This window comes from Microbulbifer discodermiae (assembly GCF_040742695.1).
GTDB lineage: Bacteria > Pseudomonadota > Gammaproteobacteria > Pseudomonadales > Cellvibrionaceae > Microbulbifer.
On sequence record NZ_JBFLAB010000030.1, the window covers coordinates 1 to 13,655 of the forward strand.

At 46.2% G+C, this 13,655-nt stretch carries 10 protein-coding genes; 8 read left to right on the forward strand and 2 right to left on the reverse strand.

The features are described from left to right. Positions 1-809: 809 nt before the first annotated feature. Positions 810-2,012, forward strand: coding sequence for a hypothetical protein (locus tag AB1S50_RS11790; protein ID WP_367150921.1), 1,203 nt, complete (start codon positions 810-812; stop codon positions 2,010-2,012). A 410-nt stretch (positions 2,013-2,422) separates the two neighbouring features. Here the strand turns inward: AB1S50_RS11790 and AB1S50_RS11795 are convergent, their stop codons facing one another. After that, positions 2,423-3,517: a serine hydrolase domain-containing protein gene (locus tag AB1S50_RS11795; RefSeq protein WP_367150922.1), complete on the reverse strand. Its 1,095-nt coding sequence runs from the start codon at positions 3,515-3,517 to the stop codon at positions 2,423-2,425. 559 nt (positions 3,518-4,076) lie between these two features. Here AB1S50_RS11795 and AB1S50_RS11800 point away from each other — a divergent pair. Both AB1S50_RS11800 and AB1S50_RS11805 read left to right on the forward strand, forming a co-directional pair. Further along, positions 4,077-5,294 carry a serine hydrolase domain-containing protein gene (locus AB1S50_RS11800; RefSeq protein ID WP_367150923.1) on the forward strand — a complete coding sequence of 406 codons (1,218 nt, stop codon included), beginning with the start codon at positions 4,077-4,079 and terminating at the stop codon, positions 5,292-5,294. Positions 5,295-5,466: 172 nt separating this feature from the next. Further along, positions 5,467-6,258: an MBL fold metallo-hydrolase gene (locus AB1S50_RS11805; RefSeq protein WP_367150924.1), complete on the forward strand. Its 792-nt coding sequence runs from the start codon at positions 5,467-5,469 to the stop codon at positions 6,256-6,258. A gap of 151 nt (positions 6,259-6,409) precedes the next feature. On the opposite strand, the gene AB1S50_RS11810 is transcribed toward AB1S50_RS11805, so the two are convergent. Next, positions 6,410-6,874 carry a MarR family winged helix-turn-helix transcriptional regulator gene (locus tag AB1S50_RS11810; RefSeq protein WP_367150925.1) on the reverse strand — a complete coding sequence of 155 codons (465 nt, stop codon included), beginning with the start codon at positions 6,872-6,874 and terminating at the stop codon, positions 6,410-6,412. A 334-nt stretch (positions 6,875-7,208) separates the two neighbouring features. Between AB1S50_RS11810 and AB1S50_RS11815 the strand changes: the two genes are divergently transcribed. The 5 genes from AB1S50_RS11815 to AB1S50_RS11835 all read left to right on the forward strand — a co-directional run bounded on the left by AB1S50_RS11815 (position 7,209) and on the right by AB1S50_RS11835 (position 12,400). Next, positions 7,209-8,270, forward strand: a complete 1,062-nt coding sequence (locus AB1S50_RS11815) for a metal-dependent hydrolase (RefSeq protein ID WP_367150926.1) — start codon at positions 7,209-7,211, stop codon at positions 8,268-8,270. Positions 8,271-8,274: 4 nt separating this feature from the next. Next, positions 8,275-9,513, forward strand: coding sequence for a multidrug effflux MFS transporter (locus AB1S50_RS11820; protein WP_367150928.1), 1,239 nt, complete (start codon positions 8,275-8,277; stop codon positions 9,511-9,513). Between the two features lie 286 nt (positions 9,514-9,799). After that, positions 9,800-10,870: an MBL fold metallo-hydrolase gene (locus AB1S50_RS11825; protein WP_367150929.1), complete on the forward strand. Its 1,071-nt coding sequence runs from the start codon at positions 9,800-9,802 to the stop codon at positions 10,868-10,870. Between the two features lie 71 nt (positions 10,871-10,941). Beyond that, on the forward strand, positions 10,942-11,841 hold the full coding sequence (locus AB1S50_RS11830; RefSeq protein ID WP_367150930.1) for an SDR family NAD(P)-dependent oxidoreductase: 900 nt from the start codon (positions 10,942-10,944) through the stop codon (positions 11,839-11,841). 73 nt (positions 11,842-11,914) lie between these two features. Then, complete coding sequence (locus AB1S50_RS11835; protein WP_367150931.1) at positions 11,915-12,400, forward strand: DUF5329 family protein; 486 nt, start codon at positions 11,915-11,917, stop codon at positions 12,398-12,400. Positions 12,401-13,655: the final 1,255 nt, after the last annotated feature.

Genomic DNA, 13,655 nt, shown 5'->3' on the forward strand with positions numbered 1-13,655 from the left:
ACGATTCCAACTGCACTGTTGTGAAAAGAGACTCCTGAAAAACATCCATACCGCGCACTGAACCAAAATCCTCTGTGGGTTATCGTTTTCCGTATTGTATCTAACCCAATGTTCTCAGGCGACAAAATCAACAGCCTGCTAGTCCTAACTCCTGCCGATTTTTTTTAACACTTGAACCATGGTGTGATCCACGCAAATTAAGGGCATTGTACTGGGCTTTTATTGTAGGAAGTCCATCAGTGGCTCAACCAGCTCATCAAATCTGATCATCGAGTTCGCAGGAATTTTGAATTAATCTCTTTTGGATTGCGAAATTAAGGCTGATTGAGATCAAGTTGGTGAAAGGCCCTAATGATTTCTGTCCCGTTTGGATTTTCGTACCCCTGTGCGCTTTGAATGTACAACAAGTAGCTTGGCTGTGCGGTGAGCGTTAGGTAATTTGTCAGGACAAACTATGCAATACATTATCTTATTAGTATTTTCTCTATCACCACTTTCTTCTATAGCTAACGATTTTGTAAACAGGTAGCATATTAACGAGATTAGCTAGGAGACATTCAAAGCAATATAAAAAGCCGGATATCGGTATGGGTATCCTTTTATTATTGTCATCAGAAGACAATAGCGGAACAATAACGATAGATCATTTTATGAGGACCTATGATAGCCATGATGACGGTATCTATTTCTACGATTATCTTCTGTCCAATAAGCTCATAGAGATTAATAATGATGGAAATCCTGATACCAAGATTCCAATAATTCAGGACTCTTCGCCTTTTCATTTTTGATTCAAAGGAGAAATACTTTTGATCCATTCACTTAAAGTTTTTTTTAAAGTAGTGCTGCCGGCCCTGCTGATTTCGCAACAGGCTATCGCAACAGGTAACTCAGAAAACGGTATCTATTCTTACATCTATACTCCAGACATGTCACCCAGTAACCCTCGGTACACTGAACTAGAAGATTCAATCACGAACAGTGGCATCGACGGAGTATTTCTTGTTGAGGAGTGGGATCAAGTCGAACCAATGCCGAATACGTTCGACTGGTCAAACCTTGATCACTGGCTAACCCTTTCTATACAGCATGACAAAAAACTCTCCATTGGAGTTGTGGGTGGACGAGATGCACCCAGCTGGCTGGCACAGCCACCATACAATGTACCAACAGTGAGCCTGGGCTGGGACAAGGATGGAAAAGTAGGTGGTGATTGCGAGTATAAGGAATTTCCTGTCCCCTGGAACGCATACTACAAATCAAGATACCTGAATATGATGACTTCACTCAGAAGCTACCTGCAAGGCTTTACCGTGCCCGGATACTCCGGGAGTGCTCTGAGTAGACTTGAAATAGTGAAAGTGGCGGGTATAAATGTTTCCACTACAGAGCTCAAGCTACCGGTCAGTAATTCAGTGAATGATACTTACTGTCTGCCCGCGAGTGGGATCGATAACACCACTGCATGGAAAAACGCCGGCTACCAGCCGATCAAAATTCTGTCGGCATGGGGGACCATTGCTGCGGGCCTAGCCAGTACCTACTCGGCCAAGCACCTCGCGGTTTCGATTATTACAGGCTATAAAGCCTTTCCAAAACTAAACAACCAGGGCAACCCGATCGTCGGCCCCAATGCGTCCACTGGAGATTTCCTGGATCCATTGACGGAAGACATACTCGCGGCAGGTACATCCACCTATGCGGGGCGCTTTCATGCTGCCTGGGATGGGCTTGGTACCAACATAAACGCCAACTCAGGGATATATACCGAACTCCAATCCAATGTTTTGCAGGCAAATCCTGCCGGAGAGATTGGATTCCAATTGAATACACGGGCCGGCACAGCGACCACTGGTTGTGGCAATACCCATCACGTTTGTACTCAGGCGGAGTATCAAGTCGTTTTGCAGAGCGGTATAAACCTGGGTGCGAAGTATCTCGAAGTACATACTAATGATGCCGCCCGGTTTCCAGCGAGTATGTTTTCAACCTATTCAGCGATGATTCAGTAGCTGTAAATTATTGGGATCATCCATTAGTCAACCACCAGGCGGGGATGGAACAATGGATGAGCCCAATAGCGGTGAATGGGGGCCGGCCGAGCATAAACGGTTTTATTCGACAGTATTATCCCAAAAGCACCGACTTCAGAGAAGTCACGGATGAAGAGGCGTAGCGGTGAGGGATCGACGCAACAGTCGAGGGAGAGACGAGAGATTGCTTATCACCAGACGAACTGTTTATGGGGCTTCGAGCGGATTTACTCACTGCAAAAAAAAACAGTTATTACTTGAAACTGCGTTGTAGGAAGGTTGATTCCTGATAAATTTAGGGACTTCTACCATCTTGGCGCTATGTCCGAAAGCTTTAGGCCATTGCACCAGTCGCGGATCAAAGCCACTAAATACCAGGACGGAATTTCTTAGTTCTCCACAATACTGGGTAAATCCTCCTTAAGGGGATAGCTGGAGTCCAGAATCCTAAAGCCCAGGTCACTGAACCAATTGCGGCCATTCACCAATACGATTACGCCTTTCTGGTTTTCAAGGTCAAATGCTGCCAGGCTGACAAAACCATTGGTCCCACCGCGATGGAAATACAGGGTTTTACCGCTTTCCTGCCGCTCCATCACTTCCCAACCAAGTGCCAGTACCCTTTTACCTTGGCGCAGGCGAATGCGTTGCGTTTCCTTGAGCGCTGCATCCACAGGCGTTTTGTAAAGCCCGATCTGTGCACCGATAAAATACAGCATATCCTGGGCAGTTGATCGCAAGCCGCCAAAGGATGAGTAACGCCCCAGGTTGAGCGCATCGGTTTCAGCCCCTTTCCTGAAACCGGTAACAAGCCTCGACTGTTTTTCATTTGGTACAGCAAAATGACTGTCGCTCATCTTAAGAGGATCGAACAATTGCTTTTGCATCAAGATTTCAAAGTCAGTTTCAAAAGACTGTTCAACTACAAGCTCTATAATCATGTAGCCCAGGTTTGAATAACTGTAAGTGCCAGGCTTTACCTTTGGCTTATAACCCGCGAGAAACTGGTGAAATTGGTCAAGGCTGTAGTTTCGAAAGCGATGGTCATCTTCCGTATCAATATCGAGCGGATTTCTGGCAAAACCTGATGTATGGTTCAGAAGATCAGTGATGCTTATCGCGCCATCAGGATCAGCTGACTTGCTTAGCACGGGCATAAAGTCAACAGCTGGCGCCTGCAGTGAAATGTCACCAGAGTCATCCAGGATTGCCATCAAGGCCGCGGAAATAGGCTTGGTTATAGAGCCGATCTCAAAGATTGAATTTTTATCGGGCTTCGCATTGCCCCCTAGCGATAACCGGCCAAAGCCATAATAGCGTGGGCCGTTTCGATCAATCACGCCAATCACTGTACCGAGATGATAACCTTTGTCTATGCGGTCCTGTGCCTGAAAAGCGATATCAGCGGCAAGCTCTGTGTCACTGGCGGCAAATGGGCTGGCGCCAAGGAACAGCGCAATAAGCAACAATTCGGTTTTCTTCATATAGTCTCCCCCAGGAACAACTGCCCAATATAGATTTTTCTCACAAGCCGGCCGAGTATGCTGTATGTAAAAATTCTTTTGTTTGGGTGTCATACTGGACAAGAACTCGACTGTAATGAACTGCAAATCACCGTAACTTCAACAAAGTGGATATGCAGTACGACTAGTTTGGCTTTGAAATCGCCCGGCAGCCGAACAAAAGGCGCCCTACTGTATCGGTCACTGACGCTCAATAAAACCTATGAGATCTACCATTTCTGACGTGATATTATTTTTTAGGTAGCCATATGATATGAAATATACAACCAAATTTAACAAACAAAACACGGCAGACAACAAACCGGGCCCTGTACCTGAGATCTAAGCCATATTCAATTAATAGACTATTGCCGTCAGAATAAAGTCAATCAAAAGTCATAAGCACGTCAGGTATTCTCAAGCTGGTCTGCATACACTGACCCCCTGCTCAAATATATCTAAACAAAGTCAACTTCGCAGAGGGACTCAATGTAAGTGCTGGTCTTACTTCTTTGGTCCCGTTAACAACAGGAAGGGCAATATGACCATCAATTTAAACCCTATAAACTTACTCGCTGTCGTGTTATTGGTCAGTTTCAGCTGCTTTACCCCGGCGGCTACCAAAGAAAATAGTACGGCCGCACCAGAAGCTACGGCTGCTGAAGCAGGACTTTCCTTCCGGGATATTCCCTATCTCCACAAGTCCTTTATTGATGTAGCTCCGGTGTACAGAAAGGATGCACTTGTTGTGGGTGAATTAGGCGTCGATGGTGGCAATAAAGGCATGATTGTTGAGCTGGCTCGCGAGATTGCCAACGGCGACCACGGAAAATTTGACAGTATGCTGATCGCTCACAAGGGCAAGCTCTTGTTTGAATCCTATTATTTGCGCGGCCGTATCAATCTGCCACATCCGCAAGCCTCCGCGACTAAAGCTTACACCGGCTTAGCACTCGGCCGCGCAATCCAATTGGGCTATCTGACCATGGCCGATTTAGACAAGCCGGTGGTCAGCTTTCTCAAGAAACTGGACCCAACAAATTTCGTCCAAGGCGCAGAACAGATTACCTTAAATCAGGCATTGACCATGCGCGGGGGACTTCGCATCAGTGAAGACAAATGGAAAAAACTTGAGGAAAAACCGGATGCTTTGAAAGGCCAGGGCCTGGTTCAGGCCCTTTTCGAGCAAAGCGCTCCTATTACCCCGGCATCCCAGAAATTTGCATATGGCAACTTCAACCCGGATCTGGTAATGCAGGTCATTGAGGCAGTCGTTCCGGGGACGGCCGACAATTTTATTAAAAATGAACTTCTCAATAAATTAGGCATAACGAATTATGCTTGGAGCACCAATCGTAATAGCGGGTTGCCGCAAGCGGGATCTCGCGCGAGCATGACATCACGCGATATGGTCAAATTGGGAACCCTGGCCATGAACAAAGGAAAATGGAATGGTGAACAATTGCTCCCTAAAGCCTTTATCACCAAAGCAATCGATAGGATCGTTGATACCAGCGATGAAGAATTTCATTACGGCGGTAAAGATACCTTTAATCAGGGATATGGTTATTTCTGGTGGAGTGCTGATATGAGACACGGCGACAAAAGCTATTTCAGCTCATCTGCTCAGGGGGGTTATGGCCAGCAAATCATTCTGCTTAAGGAACTCGATCTTCAGGTTGTGTTCACTGGTCATGATAACGATACTAATTACCTGCAGATAGTTGCAGAGAGAATTCTGCCGGCTTTTGTACAGTAAGTTGTATATGAACAAAAAAGGGTACATACTATGTAAAACTGCCGTTCTCCAGCAACATGGTGTAGGAAATCGCTAAAAGCTACGTAAGCCGACGTTACTGGCGGCACCGATTTTAGATAGCTTATTTCCTAGACCAAACTTTGTTATATCTAATATTGTTTTGGATAATTCAATGAAAATTCTTGTTGGTTTCTTTGCCCTTTCGATTGCATCGTTAAGTTTTGCTAATGCAAATGCTAAATTTTCTGAAAGAAAACTTGGTAATGGATTACTGCTTTTAACTAGTGCTGAAAACAATAATATTACAAATATCGGTGTTCTTGAAGTTGGGAATAAGGTAATTTTAATCGACCCTTCTCCAGGCAAAGACAGGCTTCGAGAGTTGGAGGAAATTATTCGCAAGTCCTATGAGATCAGCGATCTGCATATTTTGAATACCCATGGGCATAGTGATCACTCGGGAGGCAATGACTACTTTCTCGCTCTGGGAGCTACAATAAATGAAGCCGATTTCTCTTCCTTGGAAACCTATCCGGTAATTTCCCATAGTTCGAGTGACAAAATATTTTATCATATTGAGAGTAATACCATATTCACGGGTGATGTTTTTTCCACTAATTGGCATCCTACGTTTTACGCTGGTGGTGTGGATGGGTTTGTCCACGCAATTGATACTATTTTGAAAGTAGGCCGTGAGAATAGCCTGGTTATTCCTGGACATGGTGAGCCCGCAGGTAAGGATGTTGTTAAAGCTTATAAAGAGAGTACGCTTAGATGGATAGAGCGTGTCGGAGTGCTTCAAAAGGCTGGTAAAACGGTTGACGAAATGCTGTTGGACCGGAAACTACAGCGTATTCTCAGGAGTCTTAATTTCACAAATAGACCCCAGTTCCTACCCAGAAGCGCGGAGGTAAGATTTGTGGAACGCACCATTGCCATTTTGGACCAGGCTGGTGACTCATGACAAAAGATTTTAGCCCTTTATTCTTTGAGCCTCTCTGTGTCCACTAGCAACTTCAGGTATTTCTTCCGTCTTGAACAGCCCAGGACGCTTATTCACAAATGAGCTTTTAGTACTGTTGCTAAGGCAGCATGACTGGACAAAAATTGGACTGTCACAACCCCGGGAAGTTTGCGCCAAGCTTCTTTAGTAACTTTGTTAGGGTTTCACATTCTTTGGCAGTGAATGTCTCTTTCATCAGTGGGTAGGCCACGGATTCCATTGTTTCCAGGGCTTTGGCAAGCTTTTCCGCACCGGAATCGGTAATGTCAATCAGAAATACCCGTCCATCCTGTTCAGATTTTTGCCGCGTAACAAATCCGCGCTCAACGAGCCTCTTTATTATTTTAGTTGCGCCACCTTCGGTAAACATGAGCGTTTTGGAAACATCACTCATGCGTATCTTTTCCCCCGACATATAAATCTTAGCCAAAACCTCTTTCTCTGAAAGAGTGACATCACACTTTTGCAGTAGAGCCGTATTGAGGTTTTGCCGAAGCTGAATGCCTTGCAGCAAAATCTGGTGGGCTGCTTCAATTTGTGTGAGCCTTTCAGGCGATGGGGGCTTGATTTTCTTCATACATACTCATTGAACAGATAGCAGAGCTGTGACTCTTCAAATGGATCCCGTACTCCAGCCGGCTTCATAAACTAGCAGTTATTCCCTAAATGTAAATATGTTTACCCGGCGAATCCGAGCGAAATGCTTGACGAGAATATTAATCTGGATTAATATTCTCGTCAACCTATGCTGACTTCAATAAGCCCGGCCGTCAGGAGAACTTATGATTTTGGACCCAATTGCCATATTCCCGCCAAAAACCGCTTTCTTGGGGGGCTTTAGTACCTATTTCCGTGGAAATGGACACACGAATGCCAACACTATCGGCCCTTCTGGAGGTGACTGCTGAGTCATGGATACGCTTACCCAAATAGCCCTCGGTGCCTGCATAGGGCAGGCAGCTTTCAGTAACAAGCTGGGCCGCAAGGCCATTGTCGTCGGTGCAGTCTGCGGACTGTTACCGGATATGGACTTCCTATTCAGTATTGGTAGCGACGACTTCGCCTATATGGCAACCCACCGGGGATTAAGTCATTCCGTTTTATTGCTGCCTTTTTTCGCAGTGCCAATAGCCTGGCTGGCTATGAAATGGGGTATGTGGAAAGACAGCACCCCTGACAATCCGGCGGGCCCTTCTGTAGGCCATTTCTGGACATGGTATCAGCTGTGTTTGTGGGCACTAATCACACATCCACTGCTCGACCTTTTCACTACCTATGGCACACAAATCCTGACACCCCTAAGTAACGAACGCTTTACATTGGATGGAATATCCATTGTCGACCCTGTATACACTTTGCCCTTGGTAGCGGCAGTCATTTACGGTTTGGTCAAACCTCTACAACAAAACAGGTTTCGCCTGTGGGCAGTCAGTGCCCTCATTTTCTCAAGTTTGTATTTGGGCCTGGGATTACACAATTCCTGGGACGCGAGAGCAGCTTTGATTGAGCAGCTTTCAAGTAAGGATTTCAACCCAACTGATGTACGTGCATCACCAACGATGTTTAATATTTTGTTATGGCGCGTGGTTGCCAAAGACAGTGATGGTCGTTATGCAGTGGGATTTTTTAGCACAGTGGCACGTAATTCCATTCAGCTGCATCACTACGAAAGTGAATCTGGCGAATTGGTTGACAAAGCTCTAGGTAGTGAGCAGGGAAAAGTTCTCAAGTGGTTTTCAACCGATATGTTAAGGGCACAGGTCAGAGAATCTGATAAAGATGGAAGCCCCCAGGTGATACTAACGGATATGCGTTTCGGTTTTACCTTCGATCCTGCCGCTTCATTTTTTGGTGGTCTGTTTGAATTCGATGAGAGGCTCAATCTCAGCGGCGCTCAAATGTATAGCGGAGATGTAGAAAACCTTGAATTTTCGGATGAGATCAGTTCGATTTGGGCGAAGATTTGGGAGTAGTACTATGTCCACCATCAGTAAGCGGAACGAAATTGAATTCGTATCCCTGGTTGCCATTATGGTCTCTATGGGCGCCCTTTCAATCGATGCGGTCCTGCCTGCCATGCCGAAAATGGCCGCAACCTTTGGTTTGTCGGAAGGCAATGCAGCGCAGCTGATCGTCGGTGTTATGTTCCTTGGGATGACGATCGGGCAACTTATCTATGGCCCGGTTTCTGACTGTATCGGGCGCAGGCCAACTCTATTGACTGGAGTATTGGTATTTATCCTTGGGAGCCTGGTGTCGGTCCTGGCTGAAAACTCGACTCTTTTTATTACCGGCCGCTTTCTGCAGGGCGCAGGCGCTGCAGCATTGAGGATAGTCCCGCTCGCTATTGTGCGTGATCGCTTCGAAGGAGCACCAATGGCGAGAATCATGTCCTGGGCCATGTCGGTCTTCATATTGGTACCCTGTATAGCTCCTATGCTTGGCCAGAGCATCTTATCGCTGGCAGGCTGGCGAGCCATATTCTGGCTATTGTTCACCCTCAGCTGCATAGCGGCGGTTTGGGGCTGGTTGCGTCAGCCGGAGACTCTACCCCATGACAAACGCCAGCCCGGAGGTATTACACCGATTCTCGAAGGGCTGAGTGCCACCCTGTCCAACCGCATCACGAGCAGCTGCCTGATCGCAATGGGACTGATTCAGGGGGTATTCATGGCTTACCTCATGTCCGCAGAACAGATTTATCGGGGCGTTTTCAAGGTTGCCGACCTGTTTGCATTTTTCTTTGCACTGGCAGCTGTCTCGATCGGGATTGCCAGCCTTCTGAATGCAAAACTGGTCAAGCACTTTGGCTTACAGGATATCTGCAGATTTGCGCTCGTCGGCGTGATAGCGGTCAGTAGTTCGATGTACATCTTTGGCTTTTTCACACCCTTGCCGCTCTATGCTTTCCTGGGGGCCATATCAGCCATCTTTTTCTGTTTTGGCTTGATTATGGGAAATATGAACGCTATTGCCCTGCAGCCTCTGGGCCATGTTGCAGGGCTGGCAAATTCGGCTATTAGTTTCCTCTCCGGCTGTATTGCTCTGGCTTTTGGTTGGTTGATTAGCGGAATCTTAAACATGAGCGTTCAGTCCCTGATGTTTGGCGCTATGGTTGCAGGTCTGCTATCCATGATTGCGGCGATGTGGGGCAGCAGGTCTCAGGCGAGTATTGTCTACAACCCGTCACCACAGGCAATAAGTACAGGTGGCTGATATGCCAGGCGATAAGATCCCATATCCCGTATTGCACCCTCTGGTTCAGCGATATGTTTCAGCGAACATTATGGATCAGGGCCTGTGCAGATCTGTCCTCTCCGCTGAGTGAAATGCGCTCGATGATTGGTGATGGTGGTCGTGTGGATGCATTGGCCTGAGGTTCTGGCCCAAGAAAAGCGTGCGAGTTAATTAACGCACAAAAGATGGAAAGCTAAGTTGTTAATTTGAAACGGGAATATAGCTGTTTCCGACAACACAATCCAATTTTATACGGTTCATACTTGTGAGTGTTCTTGATTTGAAAAAATTTACTGTCATTTTCCTTGCTGTATTTTTCGTAGCTTGTGCAAGTTCTTATATGGACACAAGACATTCGTCTCCCAACTTCGAAAACGATGCCTTTAAGAATACCAATTCGGTAAAATTTCTCTCCTTCTGGGAAATGTTTAAGTCTGTACTTGAGTCGGATGTGGAACCCTCGGTTTGGCCGGAGTGGGTGGATACTAGTGCCGATACATCTCCAGTCAAAAAGGTTGTCAACTCAAATACCCGTATCACCTTTATCAACCACGCTACGTTTTTATTGCAGACCGGAGGGTTTAACATCCTTACGGATCCTGTTTTTTCAGAACGTACGAGCCCGTTTTCATTCCTGGGGCCAAAGCGTGTTCATAGCCCGGGCATAGCGATCGAAAACCTACCGCCAATTGACGTTATTATCATCAGCCATGATCATTATGACCACCTGGATCTTGATTCCATCCGGGCGCTAGCCAAGCGGGATAACCCAAAAATATACATGGGACTTGGGGTCGGTGAACGCCTGTCAGGATCGGAACAAATTATTGAGCTTGACTGGTGGGAGTCATCCAGAGTTGCTGACGACTTCCAGCTTTGGTTTGTCGATGTACAACACTTTTCCGGCCGTTGGTTAACGGATCGAAATTCGACCCTCTGGGGTGGTTTTCTATTGGAAATCGCTGGCCAGAAAATCTATTTTGGTGGTGACAGCGGTTACGCGGACCACTACAAACGCACTTTCGAGCGATTTGGCCCAGTCGACATTGCGTTTTTGCCGATTGGCGCCTATGCACCCAGAGAGTTCTTTGAGGAGGTCCATATGGACCCCTCAGATGCTGTCCAGGCCCACCTCGACCTCCGGGCTGGCATATCAATTGGAATGCACTACGGCACCTTTCAGCTCACGGCTGAAGCTATCAATGAGCCAGTGAACTTCCTCGAACAAGCCAAAAAGGAAGCCAACATCGGACCGTCGGAATTCATCACTTTGAAAATTGGACAACCTTTTGAGTTGGCTTCCGGGCCACCTGCTAGCAGCGCAAGTCTTAAATAAGCAGTAGGCCGAACATCAGCATCTACTGGTGCACACTCGGTATATCTGTAATCAATACAGGAAATATATTTATGTCACAATCAGATACTAAAGCCAAATCGCCTGTCGTGGTGATGACCGGAGCCACCGCAGGCATTGGAGCTCACGCTTTGAGAAAGCTCGCTGCCTCAAATTGTCGCATCATTGTGGGTACCAGGGGAACCGCACCTGAATTTGGTGAATCGCTGCCACTGGACCTCTCCTCATTGGAAAGTGTGTGGGCATTTGCCGGTATGGTTCAGGAAACTCTTGAAGACGAGTCCATAGATGCGCTCGTTCTAAACGCGGGTACAGCCTTCAGTGACACGACGCAGTCGACAGAAGATGGGTTTGAAATAACCTTCGCCGTTAATCACTTGTCTCACTATTTATTGGCCAGGCTGCTCCTACCAAAAATGTCGCACCGCGGAAGGTTAATTATCACAACCAGCGATGTTCACGCCCAGGCACCCAAACCCCTGAATATTGGCGTGTGGTCCAGCGCCAGGGCGGATGGCTCGGGGATGAAAGCCTATGCTGCATCCAAATTATGTAACCTGTTGACCGCGCGCTCACTGACGCTTCAGGAGATCGCCAGGGAAAGGGAGTGCGAGATTATCGCTTACAACCCGGGCTTAACGGTGCGAACTTCCCTATCCCGCCATTCCGCCAAATGGCAACGCCTCCTTATGAACAATGGCCTTGTACATCTATTGCTTCGCCTGGGCAGCAACTTTATTCCCATGATGTACCCCGGCTCACCTGAGCGTGCTGGGGAAGCACTAGCTCAACTCACCCTCGGTGAAGCAACTCCTCCAGAGGGACGCGTCTACGCTTCACTGGTACGCGGTGAGCTCACTTATCCCGATCCATCTGAACTGGCTAGTGATGACGATGCTCGGGACAGTCTTTGGCAGGAAAGTGCCAAAATGGTTGGACTGCCTGCAACCTGATCCAATCACTTAATTGCAGAGACAAGAGGATAAACTGTTATAGATAGCCTTTTTTGCGAGGGTTATTACCCTTATGGGCGCACTTTTAAAATTGAAGATTTTTCAACCTGTATTTTATCGGGCCATATTTGCCGGGAGTAATGATATGGATCGGGGATGGTTCGTTGGAAAAATTGCAGATTTATTTTTGAAGCAAAGGAAGCTTCTTTTCTTTATGGGTTTATTCTCTTTAAGTCCTGCCTGTCTGTCTTCCGAGGTTATAAAACAGGAAATTGACTATCTACTCTCTTTCGTCTCCAGTTCCAACTGTTTATTTATTCGAAATGGCAAGTCTCATGCCGCCGAAGAAGCTGCAAAGCACATCCAGCGGAAATACAACCATTTCAAAGCCGAAATAGATAGTACTGAGAAATTTATTACGTTGAGCGCAACCAAAAGTGTTTTTACCGGGAAGCCTTACTTCACACAGTGTGACGGTGAAGGCAGAAGACAGTTAACTTCTTCTTGGCTTCTAAGAGAACTGCATAATTATCGCGACACCAGACGAGCTTTTAGGTAAGTAATAGAACCGCTGTGTCGGCAAAATAATTGTATTGATTGTTATATTTATAGTGATCAGCCCATTAGCTTCTAATCCTTTCTTGTGTTTAGTAGAATTCAGCCATCGTTAAATGTCCACTTGCAATATTTTGGTGTTGGCCTTTTTACTCCGGCCACGGAAAAGCTGTGGAATCCGTTTTCAAAATCAATACGGCGGTATGAAATTGGACGGCGGCGGCCCCCGCCATCCGCCCAATAAAATGCTACTGATTATTTTCAGTCCAGGGGTTACTGACTTACTGGTTACAAATTATCGTCATAAAATGCAACGGCCGAAACGGTAGTGAAGGTGCCATTGCTGTGATCCAGCACCGTCGCTTCCAGGGTAATACTTGTATAGAGTTGTATGGGAAGAATACACATAGTGCTACTCTGGCTGCAACGGTTATCGGACCAGATGATGCTAAAGTTTGTGGGAGCATGCTGAATCCTGAAATGTGCCGTACTTGTAGTCCGGCCCGGCTGTCTTTCTATGCCAAAACAAGCAAATTGTTGGTAAGTATCGTATAGGGTTGTATCTACAAAACACTCCATAAATGGGGATGCTCCCCGGTGAGAAGCGTTATTGTCGACAGTTCCCGGTTGCTGCGCAATCGCTGACCCGCAAAGTGCAACTAATATTACAAGAACTCCACCCATTACCTTATTCTTTTTCGACATTTTTTATATATCCTTATTTCCTTAAGTAAACTTAACAGGGGCCAGTGGCCGCTTTGGTTAAGTGCCAATCTCTATTTTGACTATTGAGGAAACCACATAGGAAAATCAGGCACCAATTTAAGTTATCACGCCTAAAGCGGTCGAGATAACAAAAGGAAAAATAGTGGCGTGTAAAAGATTTATTCTGTCCAACATGTCTGTAGGTGAGTTGTCCTGTTGCTAGAGCAATAAATCTGAGAAAGTAAATCAACGAACTTTTTTAACTACTTGGATAAATAATAGACTTGAAGTTTTTTCTGCTAAACCACCTAAATCACTAATAAATAACTAAGCAGAAACTTTCTGAGTAAACCCATTCTATTATCATTGAACTGGTAATTGAGTAAGTTGTAGGGTTAATAATTCCACGGCCAATAGGCTTACAGTCGGAAAATAGAGAGTCGGGGGGGCTATACTTAAAAATATTTCTATTGTGTTTCAGTCTCTCCATTACTGTCCCGATAGTTTTCAAAAAATTTCTCAAGCGGATTGTCGACCCCTGCTGGTGGGCCCCG

What these genes read in the sequence shown, in the direction of transcription:
- AB1S50_RS11795 (WP_367150922.1), bottom strand. Translation starts at nt 3,517, where the DNA reads ATGAAGAAAACCGAATTGTTGCTTATTGCGCTGTTCCTTGGCGCCAGC.
- AB1S50_RS11800 (WP_367150923.1), top strand. Translation starts at nt 4,077, where the DNA reads ATGACCATCAATTTAAACCCTATAAACTTACTCGCTGTCGTGTTATTG.
- AB1S50_RS11805 (WP_367150924.1), top strand. Translation starts at nt 5,467, where the DNA reads ATGAAAATTCTTGTTGGTTTCTTTGCCCTTTCGATTGCATCGTTAAGT.
- AB1S50_RS11810 (WP_367150925.1), bottom strand. Translation starts at nt 6,874, where the DNA reads ATGAAGAAAATCAAGCCCCCATCGCCTGAAAGGCTCACACAAATTGAA.
- AB1S50_RS11815 (WP_367150926.1), top strand. Translation starts at nt 7,209, where the DNA reads ATGGATACGCTTACCCAAATAGCCCTCGGTGCCTGCATAGGGCAGGCA.
- AB1S50_RS11820 (WP_367150928.1), top strand. Translation starts at nt 8,275, where the DNA reads ATGTCCACCATCAGTAAGCGGAACGAAATTGAATTCGTATCCCTGGTT.
- AB1S50_RS11830 (WP_367150930.1), top strand. Translation starts at nt 10,942, where the DNA reads ATGTCACAATCAGATACTAAAGCCAAATCGCCTGTCGTGGTGATGACC.
- AB1S50_RS11835 (WP_367150931.1), top strand. Translation starts at nt 11,915, where the DNA reads ATGGGCGCACTTTTAAAATTGAAGATTTTTCAACCTGTATTTTATCGG.